11 protein-coding genes are annotated in these 15,591 nt (G+C 72.2%); 4 read left to right on the top strand and 7 right to left on the bottom strand.

Going from position 1 to position 15,591, the window contains the following annotated elements; all coding sequences use genetic code 11:
• The first annotated feature begins 178 nt into the window (after positions 1-178).
• Both IOD16_RS03865 and IOD16_RS03860 read left to right on the top strand, forming a co-directional pair.
• Positions 179-1,660, top strand: a complete 1,482-nt coding sequence (locus tag IOD16_RS03865; RefSeq protein ID WP_123743635.1) for a S8 family peptidase — start codon at positions 179-181, stop codon at positions 1,658-1,660.
• Between the two features lie 212 nt (positions 1,661-1,872).
• Positions 1,873-2,688 (top strand): ferredoxin, encoded by an 816-nt coding sequence (locus IOD16_RS03860; RefSeq protein WP_236594737.1) that lies wholly within the window; start codon positions 1,873-1,875, stop codon positions 2,686-2,688.
• Positions 2,689-2,747: 59 nt separating this feature from the next.
• Here IOD16_RS03860 and IOD16_RS03855 read toward each other — a convergent pair whose 3' ends face one another.
• The 4 genes from IOD16_RS03855 to IOD16_RS03840 all read right to left on the bottom strand — a co-directional run bounded on the left by IOD16_RS03855 (position 2,748) and on the right by IOD16_RS03840 (position 7,573).
• Entirely contained in the window at positions 2,748-4,721 is a 1,974-nt protein-coding gene (locus IOD16_RS03855) for a TIGR03960 family B12-binding radical SAM protein (RefSeq protein ID WP_201438918.1), read from the bottom strand.
• Positions 4,722-4,977: 256 nt separating this feature from the next.
• On the bottom strand, positions 4,978-5,838 hold the full coding sequence (locus IOD16_RS03850; RefSeq protein ID WP_201438917.1) for an ABC transporter permease: 861 nt from the start codon (positions 5,836-5,838) through the stop codon (positions 4,978-4,980).
• Positions 5,835-6,623, bottom strand: coding sequence for an ABC transporter permease (locus IOD16_RS03845; protein WP_201438916.1), 789 nt, complete (start codon positions 6,621-6,623; stop codon positions 5,835-5,837). Before IOD16_RS03845 ends, IOD16_RS03850 begins: the two co-directional genes overlap by 4 nt.
• Positions 6,623-7,573 carry an ABC transporter ATP-binding protein gene (locus IOD16_RS03840; protein ID WP_123743640.1) on the bottom strand — a complete coding sequence of 317 codons (951 nt, stop codon included), beginning with the start codon at positions 7,571-7,573 and terminating at the stop codon, positions 6,623-6,625. Before IOD16_RS03840 ends, IOD16_RS03845 begins: the two co-directional genes overlap by 1 nt.
• 27 nt (positions 7,574-7,600) lie before the next feature.
• Between IOD16_RS03840 and IOD16_RS03835 the strand changes: the two genes are divergently transcribed.
• Positions 7,601-8,194: a GNAT family N-acetyltransferase gene (locus IOD16_RS03835; RefSeq protein WP_201438915.1), complete on the top strand. Its 594-nt coding sequence runs from the start codon at positions 7,601-7,603 to the stop codon at positions 8,192-8,194.
• Here IOD16_RS03835 and IOD16_RS03830 read toward each other — a convergent pair.
• Positions 8,191-8,664: a hypothetical protein gene (locus IOD16_RS03830; protein ID WP_201438914.1), complete on the bottom strand. Its 474-nt coding sequence runs from the start codon at positions 8,662-8,664 to the stop codon at positions 8,191-8,193. The two genes, IOD16_RS03835 and IOD16_RS03830, sit on opposite strands and share 4 nt — an antisense overlap.
• Positions 8,665-8,719: 55 nt before the next feature.
• Positions 8,720-9,130 (bottom strand): nucleoside-diphosphate kinase, encoded by a 411-nt coding sequence (gene ndk / locus IOD16_RS03825; RefSeq protein ID WP_201438913.1) that lies wholly within the window; start codon positions 9,128-9,130, stop codon positions 8,720-8,722.
• A 72-nt stretch (positions 9,131-9,202) separates the two neighbouring features.
• On the opposite strand from ndk, the gene IOD16_RS03820 reads away from it, so the two are divergent.
• Entirely contained in the window at positions 9,203-9,835 is a 633-nt protein-coding gene (locus IOD16_RS03820; RefSeq protein WP_236594736.1) for a hypothetical protein, read from the top strand.
• Positions 9,836-9,974: 139 nt separating this feature from the next.
• Here the strand turns inward: IOD16_RS03820 and pulA are convergent, their stop codons facing one another.
• Complete coding sequence (gene pulA, locus IOD16_RS03815) at positions 9,975-15,494, bottom strand: pullulanase-type alpha-1,6-glucosidase (RefSeq protein ID WP_201438911.1); 5,520 nt, start codon at positions 15,492-15,494, stop codon at positions 9,975-9,977.
• Positions 15,495-15,591 lie beyond the last annotated feature (97 nt).

Genomic DNA, 15,591 nt, shown 5'->3' with positions numbered 1-15,591 from the left:
CCCAACGGTCCACGCTCCTACTCCGGCAGGACGGTACCTTGGAGTTGATCGGCACCGTTGCGCTTGTCTGCTCCGCCCGGTCTGGCTACCGTCCGGCAGCAGCACTCCGATCGACGGTTCGCCCCGACGTCGGCCCGACGGGCTCCCCCCGTCACCGGTCCAGCCCTGGAGGTCCCCCGTGCCTCTGCACCGCCGCGCCCGAGCGGTCGCGGTCAGCGCGGCGCTGCTCGCGACCGGCTGCCTCCCGGTCACCTCGGCCGCGGCCGAGCCCGTGCCGGCGGCGACCGCCGTGGACTGCGTCCAGCCCGGTCCGACGCTGCGCTACCTGGTCGTGTTCGCCCCCGGCACCAGCGCGCCGCTGGCCGACGCCGAGATCACCGCCGCGTGCGGCACGACCGCCCACTACTACCCGCAGATCGCGGTGGCCGTGGCCGTCTCCCCGGACCCCCGGTTCGGGCAGCACATCGGCCCGGACCGGGCGTACAGCGCGCAGGCCGACGGCCTGTCCAAGCGCAACGGCGCGCCCGCGAGGCAGAAGAAGAAGGACGACGAGACGGCCGGTGCGCCCGCCGCCGGTGGCGCGGCGGACCGCACGGCCGAGCAGTGGGACATGGACCTGATCCAGGCGGCCGAGGCGCACGCGGTGAGCAAGGGCAGCCGGGACGTGGTGGTGGGCGTGCTCGACTCGGGCATCGACCCGACGCACCCCGACCTGGTCGGCGCGCTGGACCCGGCGCTGTCCGCCGGCTGCACGACCGGGGTGGCGGACCCGTCCCCCGCCGCGTGGGCGCCGACGACGTCCGGGCACGGCACGCACGTCGCGGGCACGATCGCGGCGGCCGACGACGGCCTCGGCACGACCGGGGTGGCGCCGGGCGTGCGGATCGCCTCGGTGAAGGTCGTGGACGACGCCGGGTTCATCTACCCCGAGTACGCGGTGTGCGGGTTCATGTGGGCCGCCGAACGGGGCATGACCATCACGAACAACAGCTACTTCATCGACCCGTGGGTGTTCACCTGCCAGGACGAGCAGGGCCAGTCGGTGGTCTACGAGGCGGTGCGGCGGGCGGTCGAGCACGCGTCCGGGCGCGGTGTGCTGACGGTGGCGGCGGCGGGCAACGCGGCGGCCGACCTGACCAAGCCGGGCCGGGACGCGCTGAGCCCGACGAACGCCGCCCCGGAGGACGTCAAGCCGCGGCCGGTGGACAACACGTGCCTGGTGCTGCCGGCCCAGCTGCGCAACGTGGTGGCGGTGTCGTCGGTGGGCGCGGACAAGGTGAAGGCCGGGTACAGCTCCTACGGGCTCGGTTCGGTGGACGTGACCGCGCCGGGCGGCGACCGCAGGCAGGCGCCGGACGACGGGCAGGCCGGGTGCGTGCTGTCGACCGTGCCGTCCGCCGGGTACGACTACTCGTGCGGCACGTCGATGGCCGCGCCGCACGTGTCGGGAGTGGCGGCGCTGCTGGCGTCCACGCACCCCGGGGCCAGCGCGCTGGACCTGTCGAAGATGCTCAACGCGCAGGCGGAGACGGTGCCGTGCCCGGCGGACTACGACCTCAACGGCACGGGTGTGCAGGACGCGTTCTGCGCGGGCCACTCGGAGTACAACGGCTTCTACGGCCACGGCCTGGTCGACGCGCTCGCCGCCGTTCAGGAATAGGTCGCGGGCCGCGGACTCGCGCGAGCGCGGCGACCCCGATATTCCGCTGAGACGGCTTTCCGGTGGCGCTCGCCCGATGAGCGTCGACCACCCCCTCATTCACAGTGTGATTTACATCACGCACCCTGGATGAACGTCCGGTCGAACCGCCGCTCACGGCGTTCGTAGTCCCTTTGCAGAGGGTGGTCGGCTCTTCAACAGGGGGTGCGCGCGTGGTGTCCGAACACGACGCCCGGGTGTGGGACGTCGCCACGCTGTCCGGACGGGTCGCGTACGTGGCGATGTGCCTGGCCGCGTGCTGGGGCGTGCTCACCGCCACCGGCTGGGTCCGCCGGATCACCGGCCGGGCCGCGCTGCGCGCCACGCACCAGGTGCTGGCGACGTTCGCGGTGACCACCGCCGTGGCGCACGCGGTGTCGTTCCTGTCGTTGGACTCCGCGCCCCTGGCGGCCTACCAGCTCGTGGTGCCGCTCCTCGGCGGCGGCGAGGTCCGGCACGCGCTCGGCGTGGTCGGGCTGGAGCTCTTGCTGGCCGCGTCGGTGACGGCCGGGTTGCAGCGCTCGGTGTTCTACCGCGACTGGTTGGGCCTGCACCGGCTCGCGTACGCGGGTGTGTGGCTCGGCGCGCTGCACGCGTGGCTGGGCGCCTCCGCGAGCGGGCACGTCGCCGTGGTGTGGCTGGGCGGCATCACCTTGCTGATGCCCGCGGTCACGCTGACCGTTCTGCGGTTCCTGCCGCCGCACCTGCTCGTGCGGGTCGGCGTGATCGAGGCGGAGCCGCCACCGGCGCCGTCACCGCCGCCGGTCCGGGACGAGTCGCCCGGTGTCCGGGTAGCGGTCGACCACGGGCGGTGCCGGCACTACGCGCTGTGCCAGGCGCAGGCGCCCCGGGTGTTCCGGGTGCTGGAGGACGGGCGGCTGCGCTACGCGCGCAACCCCGACGCCGACCAGGCGCCGCAGGTGCGCGCGGCGGCACGGGTGTGCCCGATGCGCGCGATCCGGGTCGACGCGGCCGAAGCCCGCCCCTGAGCCGCCGTCAGCCTGAGCCGCCGTCAGCCCCGGACCGCCGTTAGGCCCCCGGACCGCCGTCAGCCCTGGACCGCCGGGGACAACGCCGGGTTGCGCACCGGGGAGCCCTTGCCCACCGGCGAGATCGGCAGCAGCGTCCGACCGGTCGGCCCGACCTCGATGTCGGTGCCCATCGCCGGGCACACACCGCAGTCGAAGCACGGCGTCCAGCGGCAGTCGTCCTGCTCGCGCTCGTCCAGCGCGTCCTGCCAGTCCGCCCAGAGCCACTCCTTGTCCAGGCCCGAGTCCAGGTGGTCCCAGGGCAGGACTTCCAGCTCCTCGCGCTCCCGCGTGGTGAACCAGGCCAGGTCGACGCCCAGCGGCGGCAGCTCGGCTTCGGCCGCCCGCACCCAGCGGTCGTAGGAGAAGTGCTCGGACCAGCCGTCGAACCGGCCGCCCTCGCGCCACACCCGTTCGATCACCAGGCCGATGCGCCGGTCGCCGCGCGAGAGCAGCCCTTCGATCAGCGACGGCTTGCCGTCGTGGTAGCGCATGCCGATGTTGCGGCCGAGCGAGCGGTCGGAGTTCACCGCCTCGCGCAGCAGGCGCAGCCGGTTGTCCACGGTCTCCGGGTCGCACTGCGCGGCCCACTGGAACGGCGTGTGCGGCTTGGGCACGAACCCGCCGATGGAGATCGTGCAGCGCACGTCCTTACGGCCGGACGCCTCGCGGCCCGCGCGGATGACGTTCTTGGCCATCTCGGCGATCTGGACCACGTCGTCGTCGGTCTCGGTGGGCAGGCCGCACATGAAGTACAGCTTGACCTGCCGCCAGCCCGCGCCGAACGCCGCGCTGACCGTGCGGATCAGGTCTTCCTCCGACACCATCTTGTTGATCACGCGGCGGAGGCGCTCGCTGCCGCCCTCGGGCGCGAACGTCAGGCCCGAGCGGCGGCCGTTGCGCGACAGCTCGTTGGCCAGGTCGATGTTGAACGCGTCCACCCGGGTCGACGGCAGCGACAGGCTGGTGTTCGTGCCCTCGTAGCGGTCGGCGAGGCCCTTGGTGACCTCGGCGATCTCCGAGTGGTCCGCGCTGGACAGCGACAGCAGGCCGACCTCCTCGAACCCGGTCGCCTCCAGGCCGCGCTGCACCATCGCGCCGATGCCCTCGATGGACCGCTCCCGCACCGGGCGGGTGATCATGCCCGCCTGGCAGAACCGGCAGCCGCGCGTGCAGCCGCGGAAGATCTCCACGCTCATCCGCTCGTGCACGCTCTCCGCGAGCGGCACCAGCGGCTGCTTCGGGTACGGCCACGCGTCGAGGTCCATCGTGGTCCGCTTGAACACCCGGTACGGCACGCGCTCGCGGTTGGGCACCACGCGCTGGATGCGGCCGTCGGGCAGGTACTCGACGTCGTAGAACCGGGGCACGTACACACCGCCGGTCTCGGCGAGCCTGGTCAGGATCTCGTCCCGACCGCCGGGACGGCCCTCGGCCTTCCAGGCGCGGACGATGTCGGTGATCTCCAGGACGGCTTCCTCGCCGTCGCCGAGCACCGCCGCGTCGATGAACGGCGAGATCGGCTCCGGGTTGAACGCCGCGTGCCCGCCCGCCACCACGATGGGGTGCTCGTCGGTGCGCTCGGCGGCGTGGATCGGGATGCCGGCCAGGTCGAGCGCGTTGAGCAGGTTCGTGTAGCCCAGCTCGGTGGCGAAGCTGACCCCGAACAGGTCGAACGCGCCGACGGGCCGGTGACCGTCCACGGTGAACTGCGGCACGCCGTGCTCGCGCATCAGCTTCTCGAGGTCGGGCCACACCGCGTAGGTCCGCTCGGCCAGCACGTCCGGCTGCTCGTTGAGGACCTCGTAGAGGATCATGACGCCCTGGTTGGGCAGCCCTACCTCGTAGGCGTCCGGGTACATCAGCGCCCACCGCACCGCGGCGGCGTCCCAGTCCTTCAGGGTGGCGTTGAGCTCCCCGCCGACGTACTGCACCGGCTTGGAGACCTTCGGCAGCAGGGGTTCCAGGGCGGGGAAGACCGACTCGACACTCACGCCGACCAGGGTAACGGCAGCGCCGGCACGGGTCAGAACAGCGGTCCGGTGATGGTGAGGCCCAGCTCGGAGCCCGGTCCCGCGTACAGGCCGAAGAACATCAACGCGCCGCCCGCGAGGGCGGGGTCCCCGGTGAACTGGATCATCTCCACCTGTCATGAGCACGCCGCTGCCGGACGTGGCGGCTTTCGCCGACGAGTGCGGTCACGTCCACGACGACCTCCGGCGCTCGGGGTTCGCCCGGTGTTCGACCAGGTCAGGTCAGCAGCAACTTGCCGAGCCTGCGGGAGGCGACGACCACCCCGACGACCACCATCACCGCGAAGTACGCGACGTGCGTCAAGGCGCCCCAGCCGACGTAACCGGTGGTCAGCGCCCTCATCAGCTCGATCGCGTGGTAGAGCGGCGTCCACTGGACCACGGTCTGCAACCAGCCCGGGTAGACCGACAGCGGGTAGAACGTGGTGGAGAACAGGAACAGCGGCATCACGGCCAGCTGCACCAGGTCGAAGTCGTGCCACGAGCGCATGAACGTGGCCGCGGCCATGCCCACCGCCGCGAACGCCAGCGCGACCAGCAGGCACGCGGGCAGCGCCAGCAGCGCCCACGGCGAGCCGATCAGCCCGAAGCCGAGCATCACCGCGATGAAGCCCGCCGAGTACAGGCCGCCGCGGATGAGGCACCAGGTCGCCTCGCCGAGGGCGATGTCGACCGGGCCGAGCGGGGTGGCCAGTACCGCGTCGTAGGTCTTCGCGTACTTGAACTTGAAGAACAGGTTGAACGTCGCCTCGAACACCGCGCCGTTCATCGCCGAGGCGGCCAGCAGCGCGGGCGCGACGAACGCGGCGTACGGCATCGGGCCGCCGGGCCCGTCGACGGTGGTGACCAGTTGGCCCAGGCCGTAGCCGAGGGAGAACAGGAAGAACAGCGGTTCGAAGAAGCCGGAGATCACCGACATCCAGCCGCGCGTGCTGACCAGGTACGACCGTTCGACCAGGACGTGCGCTCGGCCCGCGTACAGGCCCGGCGGGACGATCCGGAGCAGCAGGGCGGCGCCGGTGCGCCGGGTGACCGGCCGGGCGGGCGCGGACAGGTCGGTGGAGGTCTCGTCGGTCATACGGCCAGCCTCCGGCGGAAGTAGTGGCGGCCCAGGGCGACGCCGAGCGCGACCAGGGCGGACAGGTAGGCGACGTGGCCCAGCGCGGGCAGCAGGCGCAGGGTGCCGAACGTCGCGCCGCGGGCCAGCTCGATGCCGTGCCAGACGGGGGTGAGCCAGGCCAGCGGGTGCACCCAGCCGGGCAGCTGGCTCAGCGGGAAGAACCCGCCGGTGAACAGGGTCATCGGCATCACCAGGAAGCGGAAGATCGCGTTGAACGAGTCCGGTTTCTCCCTGGTGGCGGCGTAGGCGACCACGGGCGCGCTGAACGCCATGCCCGCCAGCGTGGCGAACGGCACGGCCAGCACCGCCGACGGGCTGGTGATCGCGCCCAGCGCGTAGGCGATGCCGAGGAACACGGCGGTGCCCGACGCCAGGCGCAACGCGATCCACAGCAACTGGCCGTGGAGCACCTGCGCGGGCGTGATCGGGGTGGACACCACCGCCAGGTACGTGCGCTGCCACTTGAACGACGAGAACACCGCCCAGGTGGACTCGAACATGGCGTTCTGCGCGGCCGTGATGACCAGCAGCGCGGGCGCGAGGAACACCAGGTACGGGTGGCCGCCGGTCGCCTCGCCCTGGCGCACCTGCGAGCCGAAGCCGACTCCCATGGCCAGCAGGAACAGCACGGGTTGCAGGAAGTTGGAGATCACCGTGGCCCGCCAGTTGCGGCGGTACCAGGTCCAGTGGTGCTCCACCGCGATCAGCGCGGCGCGCCACGGGCCGAGGGTCTGCGCGCTCATCAGTCCACCAACGTCCGGCCGGTCAGGCGCAGGAACACGTCCTCCAACGTGCTGCGGCGCACCAGGCTGGACACCGGCCGCACGCCCCGCGCGTGGACCGCGGCCAGCGCCGCGTCGCCGTCGGCGGTGTAGAGCAGCACCCGGTCGGGCAGCACCTCGATCCGCTCGGCCAGGTCGCGCACCTCGTCGCCGCTCTGCTCGCCCGGCGGGAAGCGCAGCTCCAGCACCTCCCTGGTCGAGTAGCCGCGGATCAGCTCGGCCGGCGAGCCCTCCGCCGCGATCCGCCCGCCGTCCATCACCACCAGCCGGTCGCACAGCTGCTCGGCCTCGTCCATGTAGTGCGTCGTGATGATCAGCGTGACGCCGGACTGCTTGAGCCGGAACAGCCGGTCCCACAGCAGGTGGCGCGCCTGCGGGTCCAGGCCCGTGGTCGGCTCGTCGAGCAGCAGCAGGTCGGGGTCGTTGACCAGGGAGCGGGCGATGGTGAGCCGCCGCTTCATGCCGCCCGACAGCGGCTCCACCTCGTCGTCGGCCCGGTCGGTGAGCTGGGCGAAGTCCATCAGCTCCACGGCGCGCTCGCGCACCGCGGCCCGGGACAGGCCGAAGTAGCGGCCGTAGACCTGGAGGTTCTGCCGGACGGTCAGCTCGGTGTCGAGGTTGTCCTGCTGCGGCACCACGCCGATGCGGGCGCGGATCCGCGGGCCGTCGGTGTCCGGGTCCAGGCCCAGCACCCGCAGGTCGCCGCCGGTGCGCGGTGACACGCACGACACCATCCGCATGGTCGAGGACTTGCCCGCGCCGTTGGGGCCGAGGAAGCCGAACGCCTCGCCCCTGCTCACCTCCACGTCGATGCCCCGGACGGCTTCGAACGAGCCGAAGTGCTTGGTCAGGCCCTTGGCGTGGACGAGAGTGGGGGTCACGTTCGTCACGTTAGCGGCGTGGCCCGACATTCCCGGAATCGTTTTAGGGTGGCCGCCGTGGAGATCGACCTGAGCCGGCCGACCGCGGCCGACGAACGACTTCGGGCCGAAGTGCACGAGGTGCTGCACGACGTGGTGGCCGCCGGCGGGGCGATCGGCTGGCGCCGGCCGCCGGGGCGCGCGGAGACGGACGCGTGGCTGGACGGCGTGCTCGCCTCACCCGCGGACGGCGCGCTCGTCGTGGCACGGGTGGACGGTGTGCTGCGCGGCACGGCGACGTGGCGGCGGTCCGAGAGCGAGGTGTTCGAGCACATGGCCGAGGTGCGCCGGGTCACCGCGCACCCGGCGGCCCGAGGGCTCGGGCTGGGATCGCGGCTGGTGGGCGCCGTCATCGAGCACGCGCGCGCGGCCGGGTTGGAAGTGCTGACGCTCGGCGTGCGCGGCAACAACCACGGCGCGATCCAGCTGTACGAGAGCCTGGGCTTCCGCGAGTGGGGCCGGCTGCCGAACGTGATCGCGGTGGACGACTTCCGGTTCGACGACGTGCGCATGTACCTGCCGCTGGGCCACCGTGACGGCGTCGTGCTGCACGGCTCCGCGCCGGGCGGCCTGGGCTCCTCGCCCGTGCGGGAGACGGCCGGGCGGCGTTAGGTCAGGTTGGCCTGGGCCCAGCCCGAGGTGCCGCCGAGGGCGGCCGCCGCGGCGGCGACGTCACCGGTCGCGACGGGTTGCTCCAGGACGCCGTCGTAGCCCTCCAGACCGCTCTCCTCCTCGACCACCCGGGCGATCCGGTACGCCCTGGCCATGATCGGCGGCGCCGCGGGGCCCGGGTAGCGGTAGGCGATGTCGATCGAGGCCGACTCGCCGTCGTAGTCGAGCAGCAAGGTCCCCTCCGGGCCGGTCCAGCGCAGGTTCAGGCCGTGGGGGAACTCCTCGCAGGTCACCTGGCCGGGGTCGGCCGACACCCGCCGGGTGATCCGGTCCCAGGCCGCGCGGTGCTCGTCGGTGAGGTCCACGGGGACCGGTTCGGCGTCCGGGTCGAAGGCGGCGTTGACCTCGTCCAGGGTCTCCAGGAAGGTCCGATCGGGCAGGACCCGCTGGAAGAGGAGCGTGTACGTCACCGCCCGGACACTACGGCCCGGACCGCGCTGCGATCCGGGCCGTTCCGTGCGCGCGTCAGAGGTTCGGGAACCAGAGCTTGATCTCGCGCTCGGCCGACTCCGGCGAGTCCGAGCCGTGGACCAGGTTGAACTGGACCTCCAGGCCGAAGTCGCCGCGGATCGTGCCGGGGGTGGCCTTCTCGATCGGGTCGGTGCCGCCGGCCAGCTGGCGGAACGCCGGGATCGCCCGCGTGCCCTCGACCACCAGGGCGACCAGCGGGCCACCGGTGATGAACTCGACCAGGTCGGCGAAGAACGGCTTGCCGTCGTGCTCGGCGTAGTGCTGCTCGGCGGTCGCGCGGTCCACGGTGCGCAGTTCCAGCGCGGCCAGGTGCAGACCCTTGCGCTCGATGCGGGAGATGACCTCGCCGACCAGGCCGCGGCTGACGCCGTCGGGCTTGACCAGGACCAGGGTGCGCTCGCTCACGGCGGTCGGTACTCCTTCGTACGGGATTGTGCAACTCGGTCAAGGGTAGCCGGAGCTGCGATAGTGCCGGCCGTGACCACCGAGAAGCCTCACCTGGGGACCGCCCTCACCGGCGCCGCCGTGCTGTTCGTGCTGCTGCGACTGCTCGCGGTCTCGCACTACGACTGGCACACGGCGTTCGCGCTGCTGCACACGCTGGACCTGGAAGACGCGCCCGGGTTGTTCCTGGGGACGTTCATGGCGGACGCGTCGATCAGCAGCGTGCTGTTGGTGGTGATGGTGCCGTTGACCGTGTTCTACGCGGTGGGGCGGAGGTCGCGGGTGGCGCCGTTGGTGGTGGCCGTGCTGGTCGCGTTCCTGGTGGCGCACGTGCTCTCGTACCACCGGTGGTGGGTGCCGGTCGGCGCGGTGGTGTTGACGGTGCTGTTGGTGTTCGTGGAGCGGATGCGGCGGTTGCACGCGCAGATGGACTTCGTGCTGCGCCGGTTCGGCTACGTGGTGGGCGGGGTGGCGTTGGTGGTGGCGGCGGTGGTCGCGACGCCCTGGGTGCCGCTGGAGCGGATCGAGGTGGGCGACGGCGCGGTCGAGGCCTACGTGATGGAGACCAGTCCCGGGTTCCTCAAAGTGCTCGGCGCGCGGGAGCGGGGATTCCGCATCCTGCGCGCCGAAGACGTCCGGTCACGGGTCGAGCTGGCCGATCACTGAGCTCGCCGGGCGACAGGGCGGGCTCGGTGGCCTGATCCGCGGTCAGCCCGGTGCCTCGCGCAGGACTCCACCCTGCCGGGACGTCCCGGCGCGCAGGAGCGGGGTTCGCGCCCCGCGCGCCGAGGACGTCACGCGGCGACTAGCGGGTCAGGACCACGACCGAGCGCGGCGGCACGGTGAGGGAGTCGTGGTCGACGGTGGCCTTGTCGCTGGTCAGGGGGTGGTTCTGCCAGGCGCCCGGCACGGTGGCGGACTTGGTGGTCGGGTACGGGTTGACGATCACCAGCACGGCGTTCAGGGACGGGTCGGCGTCGGGGCCGGCGGTGTCGTCCAGGAGCGCCGCGACGATGCCCGGCTCGGTGGTCGGGAACGACAGCTTCTGCTGCACGAGCGCCGCGTCGTTCAACGTGAACAGCGGCGACGACTGGCGGATGCGCAGCAGTTCCAGCGTGTTGCCGAGAGCGGCGCGCATGTCGTCCGAAGAGGGCTTCAGCGCGGTGTTCGCCAACAAGGGGGCGGCGTAGGGCCACTTGTCCTCGTTGTCCGCCGCCGGCGGCAGGCCGCGACCGAAACCGTTGTCCCGCAACGACGGGTCGTAGCGGTTGAACCAGTCGCCCGAGTCGTAGCTGTTGCGGTCCAACGACTTCGAGCGCAGGAACTCCGCGCCGGCGTGCAGGAACGGTTGGCCCTGGCCCAGCAGGACCGGTGCGACGGCGACCTTCTGCATCCGCACGCGGTCCGCCATGGACGTGCCGACGGGCAGCTTGAACGTCTGCGAGTCGAACAGCGTCTCGTTGTCGTGCGCGTCGACGTACGTGATCACGTCGGCCGGCGCGCCCGTGTACCCGGCGGGTGAGCCGTTGTACGACACGTCACGCCCCGAGACCTCACCACCGCCGGTGGACCGGAACCGGTAGGACGCCATGTTGCCCGCCATGCCCAGCTTCACCAGGTCGGTGTAGTTGGCCAGCCGCGCGGCGACGTCGCCGTTGGCGGGCGAGTCGTTCAGGTCGCCCGCGAGCCCGGACGCCAGCCCCTGCACGCGCGGGTCGGCGTCGAACGGCCCGCCGCCGCGCACCGCGTCCCGCAGCCGGTCGCTGAACGTGCCGATGCCCGTGCCCGCCAGGTTCGGCTGCGTGGCCTGCTCGAACCGGGCGTTGCCGGCGACCTCGCCGAAGTCCCAGCCCTCGCCGTAGATCCGGATCTTGCGGCCGTCCACGCCGTCCGCGGCGACGGTCAACGCGTCCAGCGCCGCGCGCACGGCCAGGATGTTCGCCTTCGGGTGGTGGCCCATCAGGTCGAACCGGAACCCGTCCACCTTGTACAGGCGGGCCCACCGCACCGCGGAGTCCACGACGAGCTTGCCCATCATGGCGTTCTCGGTGGCGGTGTTGGCGCAGCACGTGGAGTTCGCCACGGCGCCGTCGAGGTCGAGCCGCTGGTAGTACCCCGGCACGACCTTGTCCAGCACGGACGTCGGCGCGTCGCCGGAGGCGGCCGTGTGGTTGTAGACCACGTCCACCACCACGCGGTTGCCGTTGTCGTGCAACGACTTGACCATCTCGCGGTACTGCTTCGAGCGCGCCCACCCGGTCTGCGCGTCGTCCGTGGCGTAGGAGCCCTCGGGCACGTCGTAGTGGTAGGGGTCGTAGCCCCAGTTGAAGCCGTCCTCGGCGGCGACGGCCGAGACGCACTGCTGCTGCGCCGGCGAGTCCGCGGGCAGCGCGGCCAGGTCGCACGCCGGTTGCTTCCGGTCCGCGCGCTTCTCCGGGATCGTGGCGACGTCGAACGTCGGCAGCAGGTGCACGGTGTCGAGACCGGCGGCGGCCAGGTCGCGCAGGTGCGTCATGCCGACCGACGACGAGTGCGTGAAGGCGCGGTACGTGCCCCGGTCGCCTTCCGGCACGGACGTGTCGCCGACCGAGAAGTCCCGGACGTGCAGCTCGGTGATGCCGTGCTCGGTCGGGTCGCCGTCCAGGCCGCGGGCGACGTGCCCGGCCCAGTCGGCGGGCATGGTGCGCGCGTCGCCGAGGTCGGCGAACTGCGAGTGCGTCGAGTTCACCGCCAGCGCCACCGAGTACGGGTCGGTCGCGGTCACCGTGCGGCCGGCGACCGTCACCTCGTACAGGTAGAACTTGTCCCGCCACGCCCCGGACGCCGACCACGAGCCGGACGCGTCGTCCCGGACAAGGGGGACGGAGGTCGTCGGGCCGCCAGGCTGGTCGGACACCAGGAGCTTCACCGAGGACGCCGTGGGCGCCCACAGGCGCGCGGTGACGCGGTCGCCGTCGAACGTCGGGCCGTAGGTCAACGAGGACGCGGCGGCGGCGAACCGGTCGTCCAGCACGCCGGCGATCTGCACGCCGGTGCGGTGCCGCAGCGCGCCGTCGGAGTCGACGTGCACGGCGGACAGCTTGCCCCGCAACGCCTCGTCCAGCCGTCCGCCGTCACGCACCCGGAACACCGGCTTGCCCCGCAGGTGCGGGAACTTCGCCGGCACGGCCTCCGACGACGGCTCCAGCCGCAGCACCTTCCCGTCGTACTGGAGCCGGTAGCCGTCGGACGGCACCACCGGCACGTCCCACACGACCAGGTCCTTCGACACCCAGATCGCCTTGGCCTTGGTGAGGTCGTCGTCCACGCCCTCACCGCCCGACGGGGGCAGCACGTAGGAGATCGACCCGTCGGCCTTGGTGGAGCCGGAGACGTACCAGACCTCGTAGCCGGTGCCCGTGACGTCGAGGAACTGGTCCGGGCCGGGGTCCTTCGCGTCACCGCGGTGGATGATGTTGTTCAGCCCCGGCGCGCCCGGCTCCAGCGCGACGGACCAGTACACGCCGAACCCGTCGGTCCCGTCCGGCACGCGTGACTGGTTCCAGCCCGGGCTCGGCTCCAGCGACCCCGTCCAGTGGTAGAGGGTCCAGTCCGGGTAGTCGCCGTCGGGCCGGTTGTAGTGGATCACCGCGCGGTTCTGGGCGGCGGCCAGGCTCGCGTGCACCTCGTCGCCGTTGACCCAGGCGCGTCCCGCCGTGCGGCCGGACGCCTCGACCGCGTCGCCGCGGACCACGGAGAAGTCGATCGGCGCGGTCGCCGGGACGGTGGCCACTCCCCCGGTGAACGGGTGGTCGACGCCTCCCACCCGGACGGCGAGCCCCGTGGCGTCACCGGTGTGCGTGATCACGGCCTGGCCGGAAGCGGCGACCTCGCTGGCGTGCACGGCGGCCTGCCCCTGCTTCAGCCACACCTGCGGCGTGGCGCCGGGGTCGATGAACCGGTCGCCGTCGGTGTCCTTCTCGTCGCCTCGGTGGGCGATGACGCCGACCGAACGCGCCCCGGGCTTCAGCTTGACCCAGGCGAACCGGCCGTACGGCGTCTCACCCGCGAACGGCAGCGGCGCGTCCCACGTCGGCGCGTTCTCGACGTCGCCCCACGCGTGCAGGCCCCACCCGTCGTAGTCGCCGGCGGGGCGGTTGTAGTGCACCACGAGCCAGTCGGACGTCACGGTGGTCGGCGGCTCGACCGGCGGCGCGGCCACCAGGCCGACCTTCGCGCCGTCCGCGCCCAAGGTGCCCTTGGCGTCCTTGGCGACCACGCGGAGCTCGACGTTCTTGCCCGCGGCCGCGCCCGGCAGCGCCGCCAGGTCGGCGAACACCCGGTACGGCGCGGCGTCGTCGGTGCCGAGCACCTGCCAGGCGCGCTCGCCCTCGACCCGCGCGGCGAACGTGGCCTGCGCGTACGGCGAGGTGACGCCGTCGGCGCGCAGCTCGACCCGGTCGTCCAGGACGGTGCCGGTCGTCGGCACGGCCAGCGTGGGCGTCGGCGCGGCGGACGGGATCTTGCCGGTGGACTTGAGCACCAGGGCGGACAACGCGGGCACGGTCACGGTGACCTTGCCGTCGGCGGCGTTGACCTGGGACCCGGCGGCGGGCCAGATCGGGCGGTAGCCCTTGCCCGACACGGGGACCTCGACGGTCGCGGGCGCGGTGCCGGCGTTGGCCACGACCAGGTGCTCGACCTGCTGGGTGCGGCCCGTGCGGCTGAACGCGATCACGTCGCCCTGGGCGAGCCGCAGCGCCTGGTTGCCGTCACGCCACACCGGGTCGGCGTCCACGAACTTCGCCAGGCCCTTGAGCTGCCGGTACAGCGGGTGGTCGGTGCGGAAGTTGTCCACCGCGCCGGTCCGGTCGCTGCCGACCAGGTCCTCGGCGGCGTACTCGGGCGTCCGCGAGGCGAACATGTCCTGCCGGGCCAGCTTGTCGCCGCCGGTGCCCGCGAAGCCCTGCTCGTCGCCGTAGTAGACGACCGGGTTGCCGCGCCACAGGTACATCAGGGCGTTGCCGAGTTCGAGGCGGTCCAGCAGCTCGGCCTCGGAGATGCCCGGCCGGTCCTCGCGGACCATCCACGCGATGCGGCCCATGTCGTGGTTGCCGAGGAACGTCGGCAGCGAGGAGGCGTTGGAGTCGGCGTCGGTGTACCGGTCGTCCTCGACGAGCACCTCGCCGAGCCGGGCCGCGCCCTGCCCGGACAGGAACCGGGCCGCGCCGCTCTGGAACGGGAAGTCCAGCGTGGCCTGCATCCGGCCGGTCGTGGTGTAGCGGGAGGTGAGCGCCGGGTTCGCGTCGAACACCTCGCCGAAGACGAAGAAGTCCTTCTTGCCGCGCATCGCCGCGTACTGCTTCACGTGCGGCGCGAGGGCCTGCCAGAACTCCATGTTGACGTGCTTGACGGTGTCGACGCGGTAGCCGTCGATGCCCAGCGTGTCGATCCAGCTGGTGAAGATCCGCTTCATGCCCTTGACGACCGTCGGGTGCTCGGTCATCAGGTCGTCCAGGCCGAAGAAGTCGCCGTACTCGTTCGACTCGCCGCTGAACGTCGAGTCGCCCCGGTTGTGGTAGAGCTGCGGGTCGTTGAGCCAGGCCGGGGTCTTCTGCCCCCGCACCACCGGCGTGTACGGCGCGGTGAGCTTCGGGAAGTCCTCCTGGCCCGCGATCTCGGCGATGTCGACCGGGTTGCCCTGCTCGTCCAGGTAGGGCTGCGCGCCGGTGCTGACGTAGTCGTGCTCGCCCTCGGCGTAGTCGATCAGGTCGGCGGTGTGGTTGGCGACGATGTCGAAGAACACCTTGATGCCGCGGCGGTGCGCGTCCCGGATGAGGCGCCGCATGTCGTTGGTCGTGCCGAAGTGCGGGTCGAGCTTGGTGAAGTCGGTGGTCCAGTAGCCGTGGTAGCCGGCCGAGACGTCGGCGCCGGAGCCCTGCACCCACCGGTTCTGGAACATGGGGGTCATCCAGATCGCGGTGACGCCCAGGTCGTCCAAGTAGCCGATCTTGTCGTTGAGGCCCTTGAGGTCGCCGCCGTGGTAGAAGCCCTTGTCCGCGGGGTCGTAGCCGCTCTTGAGGCGGTCGGTCTCCGCCGTGCCGCCGCGGTCGTTGCGCGGGTCGCCGTTGGCGAAGCGGTCGGGCATCACGAAGTAGAACCGCTCACCGGTCAGGTCGGCCCGCAGCGCGTCCTTCGCCAACGCGCGGTCACCGTCCCGGACACCGGGCGCGAGGTCGGTGACGGCCCCCACGGCGAGCCGCTGGACTTCGGGCGCGGCGCCGGTGGATGGTGGCACGAACGGCACAACGGCCAGGGCGATGAGCGCGGCGACGGCCCGACGCATCGCGACCTCCTTGTCGCAAGAATTTGCAACCCCGTCCCGGCCGGACACCGGGACGGAGTGCACAGAACCACGACAAACCCGGCCGGACAAGGCCCAG

Origin of the sequence: Saccharothrix sp. 6-C (genome assembly GCF_016695385.1) — a bacterium.
GTDB classification, from domain to species: domain Bacteria; phylum Actinomycetota; class Actinomycetes; order Mycobacteriales; family Pseudonocardiaceae; genus Actinosynnema; species Actinosynnema texasense.
The sequence above is the reverse complement of the archived record's forward strand: the minus strand, read 5'-3'. Positions and strand labels throughout refer to the sequence as shown.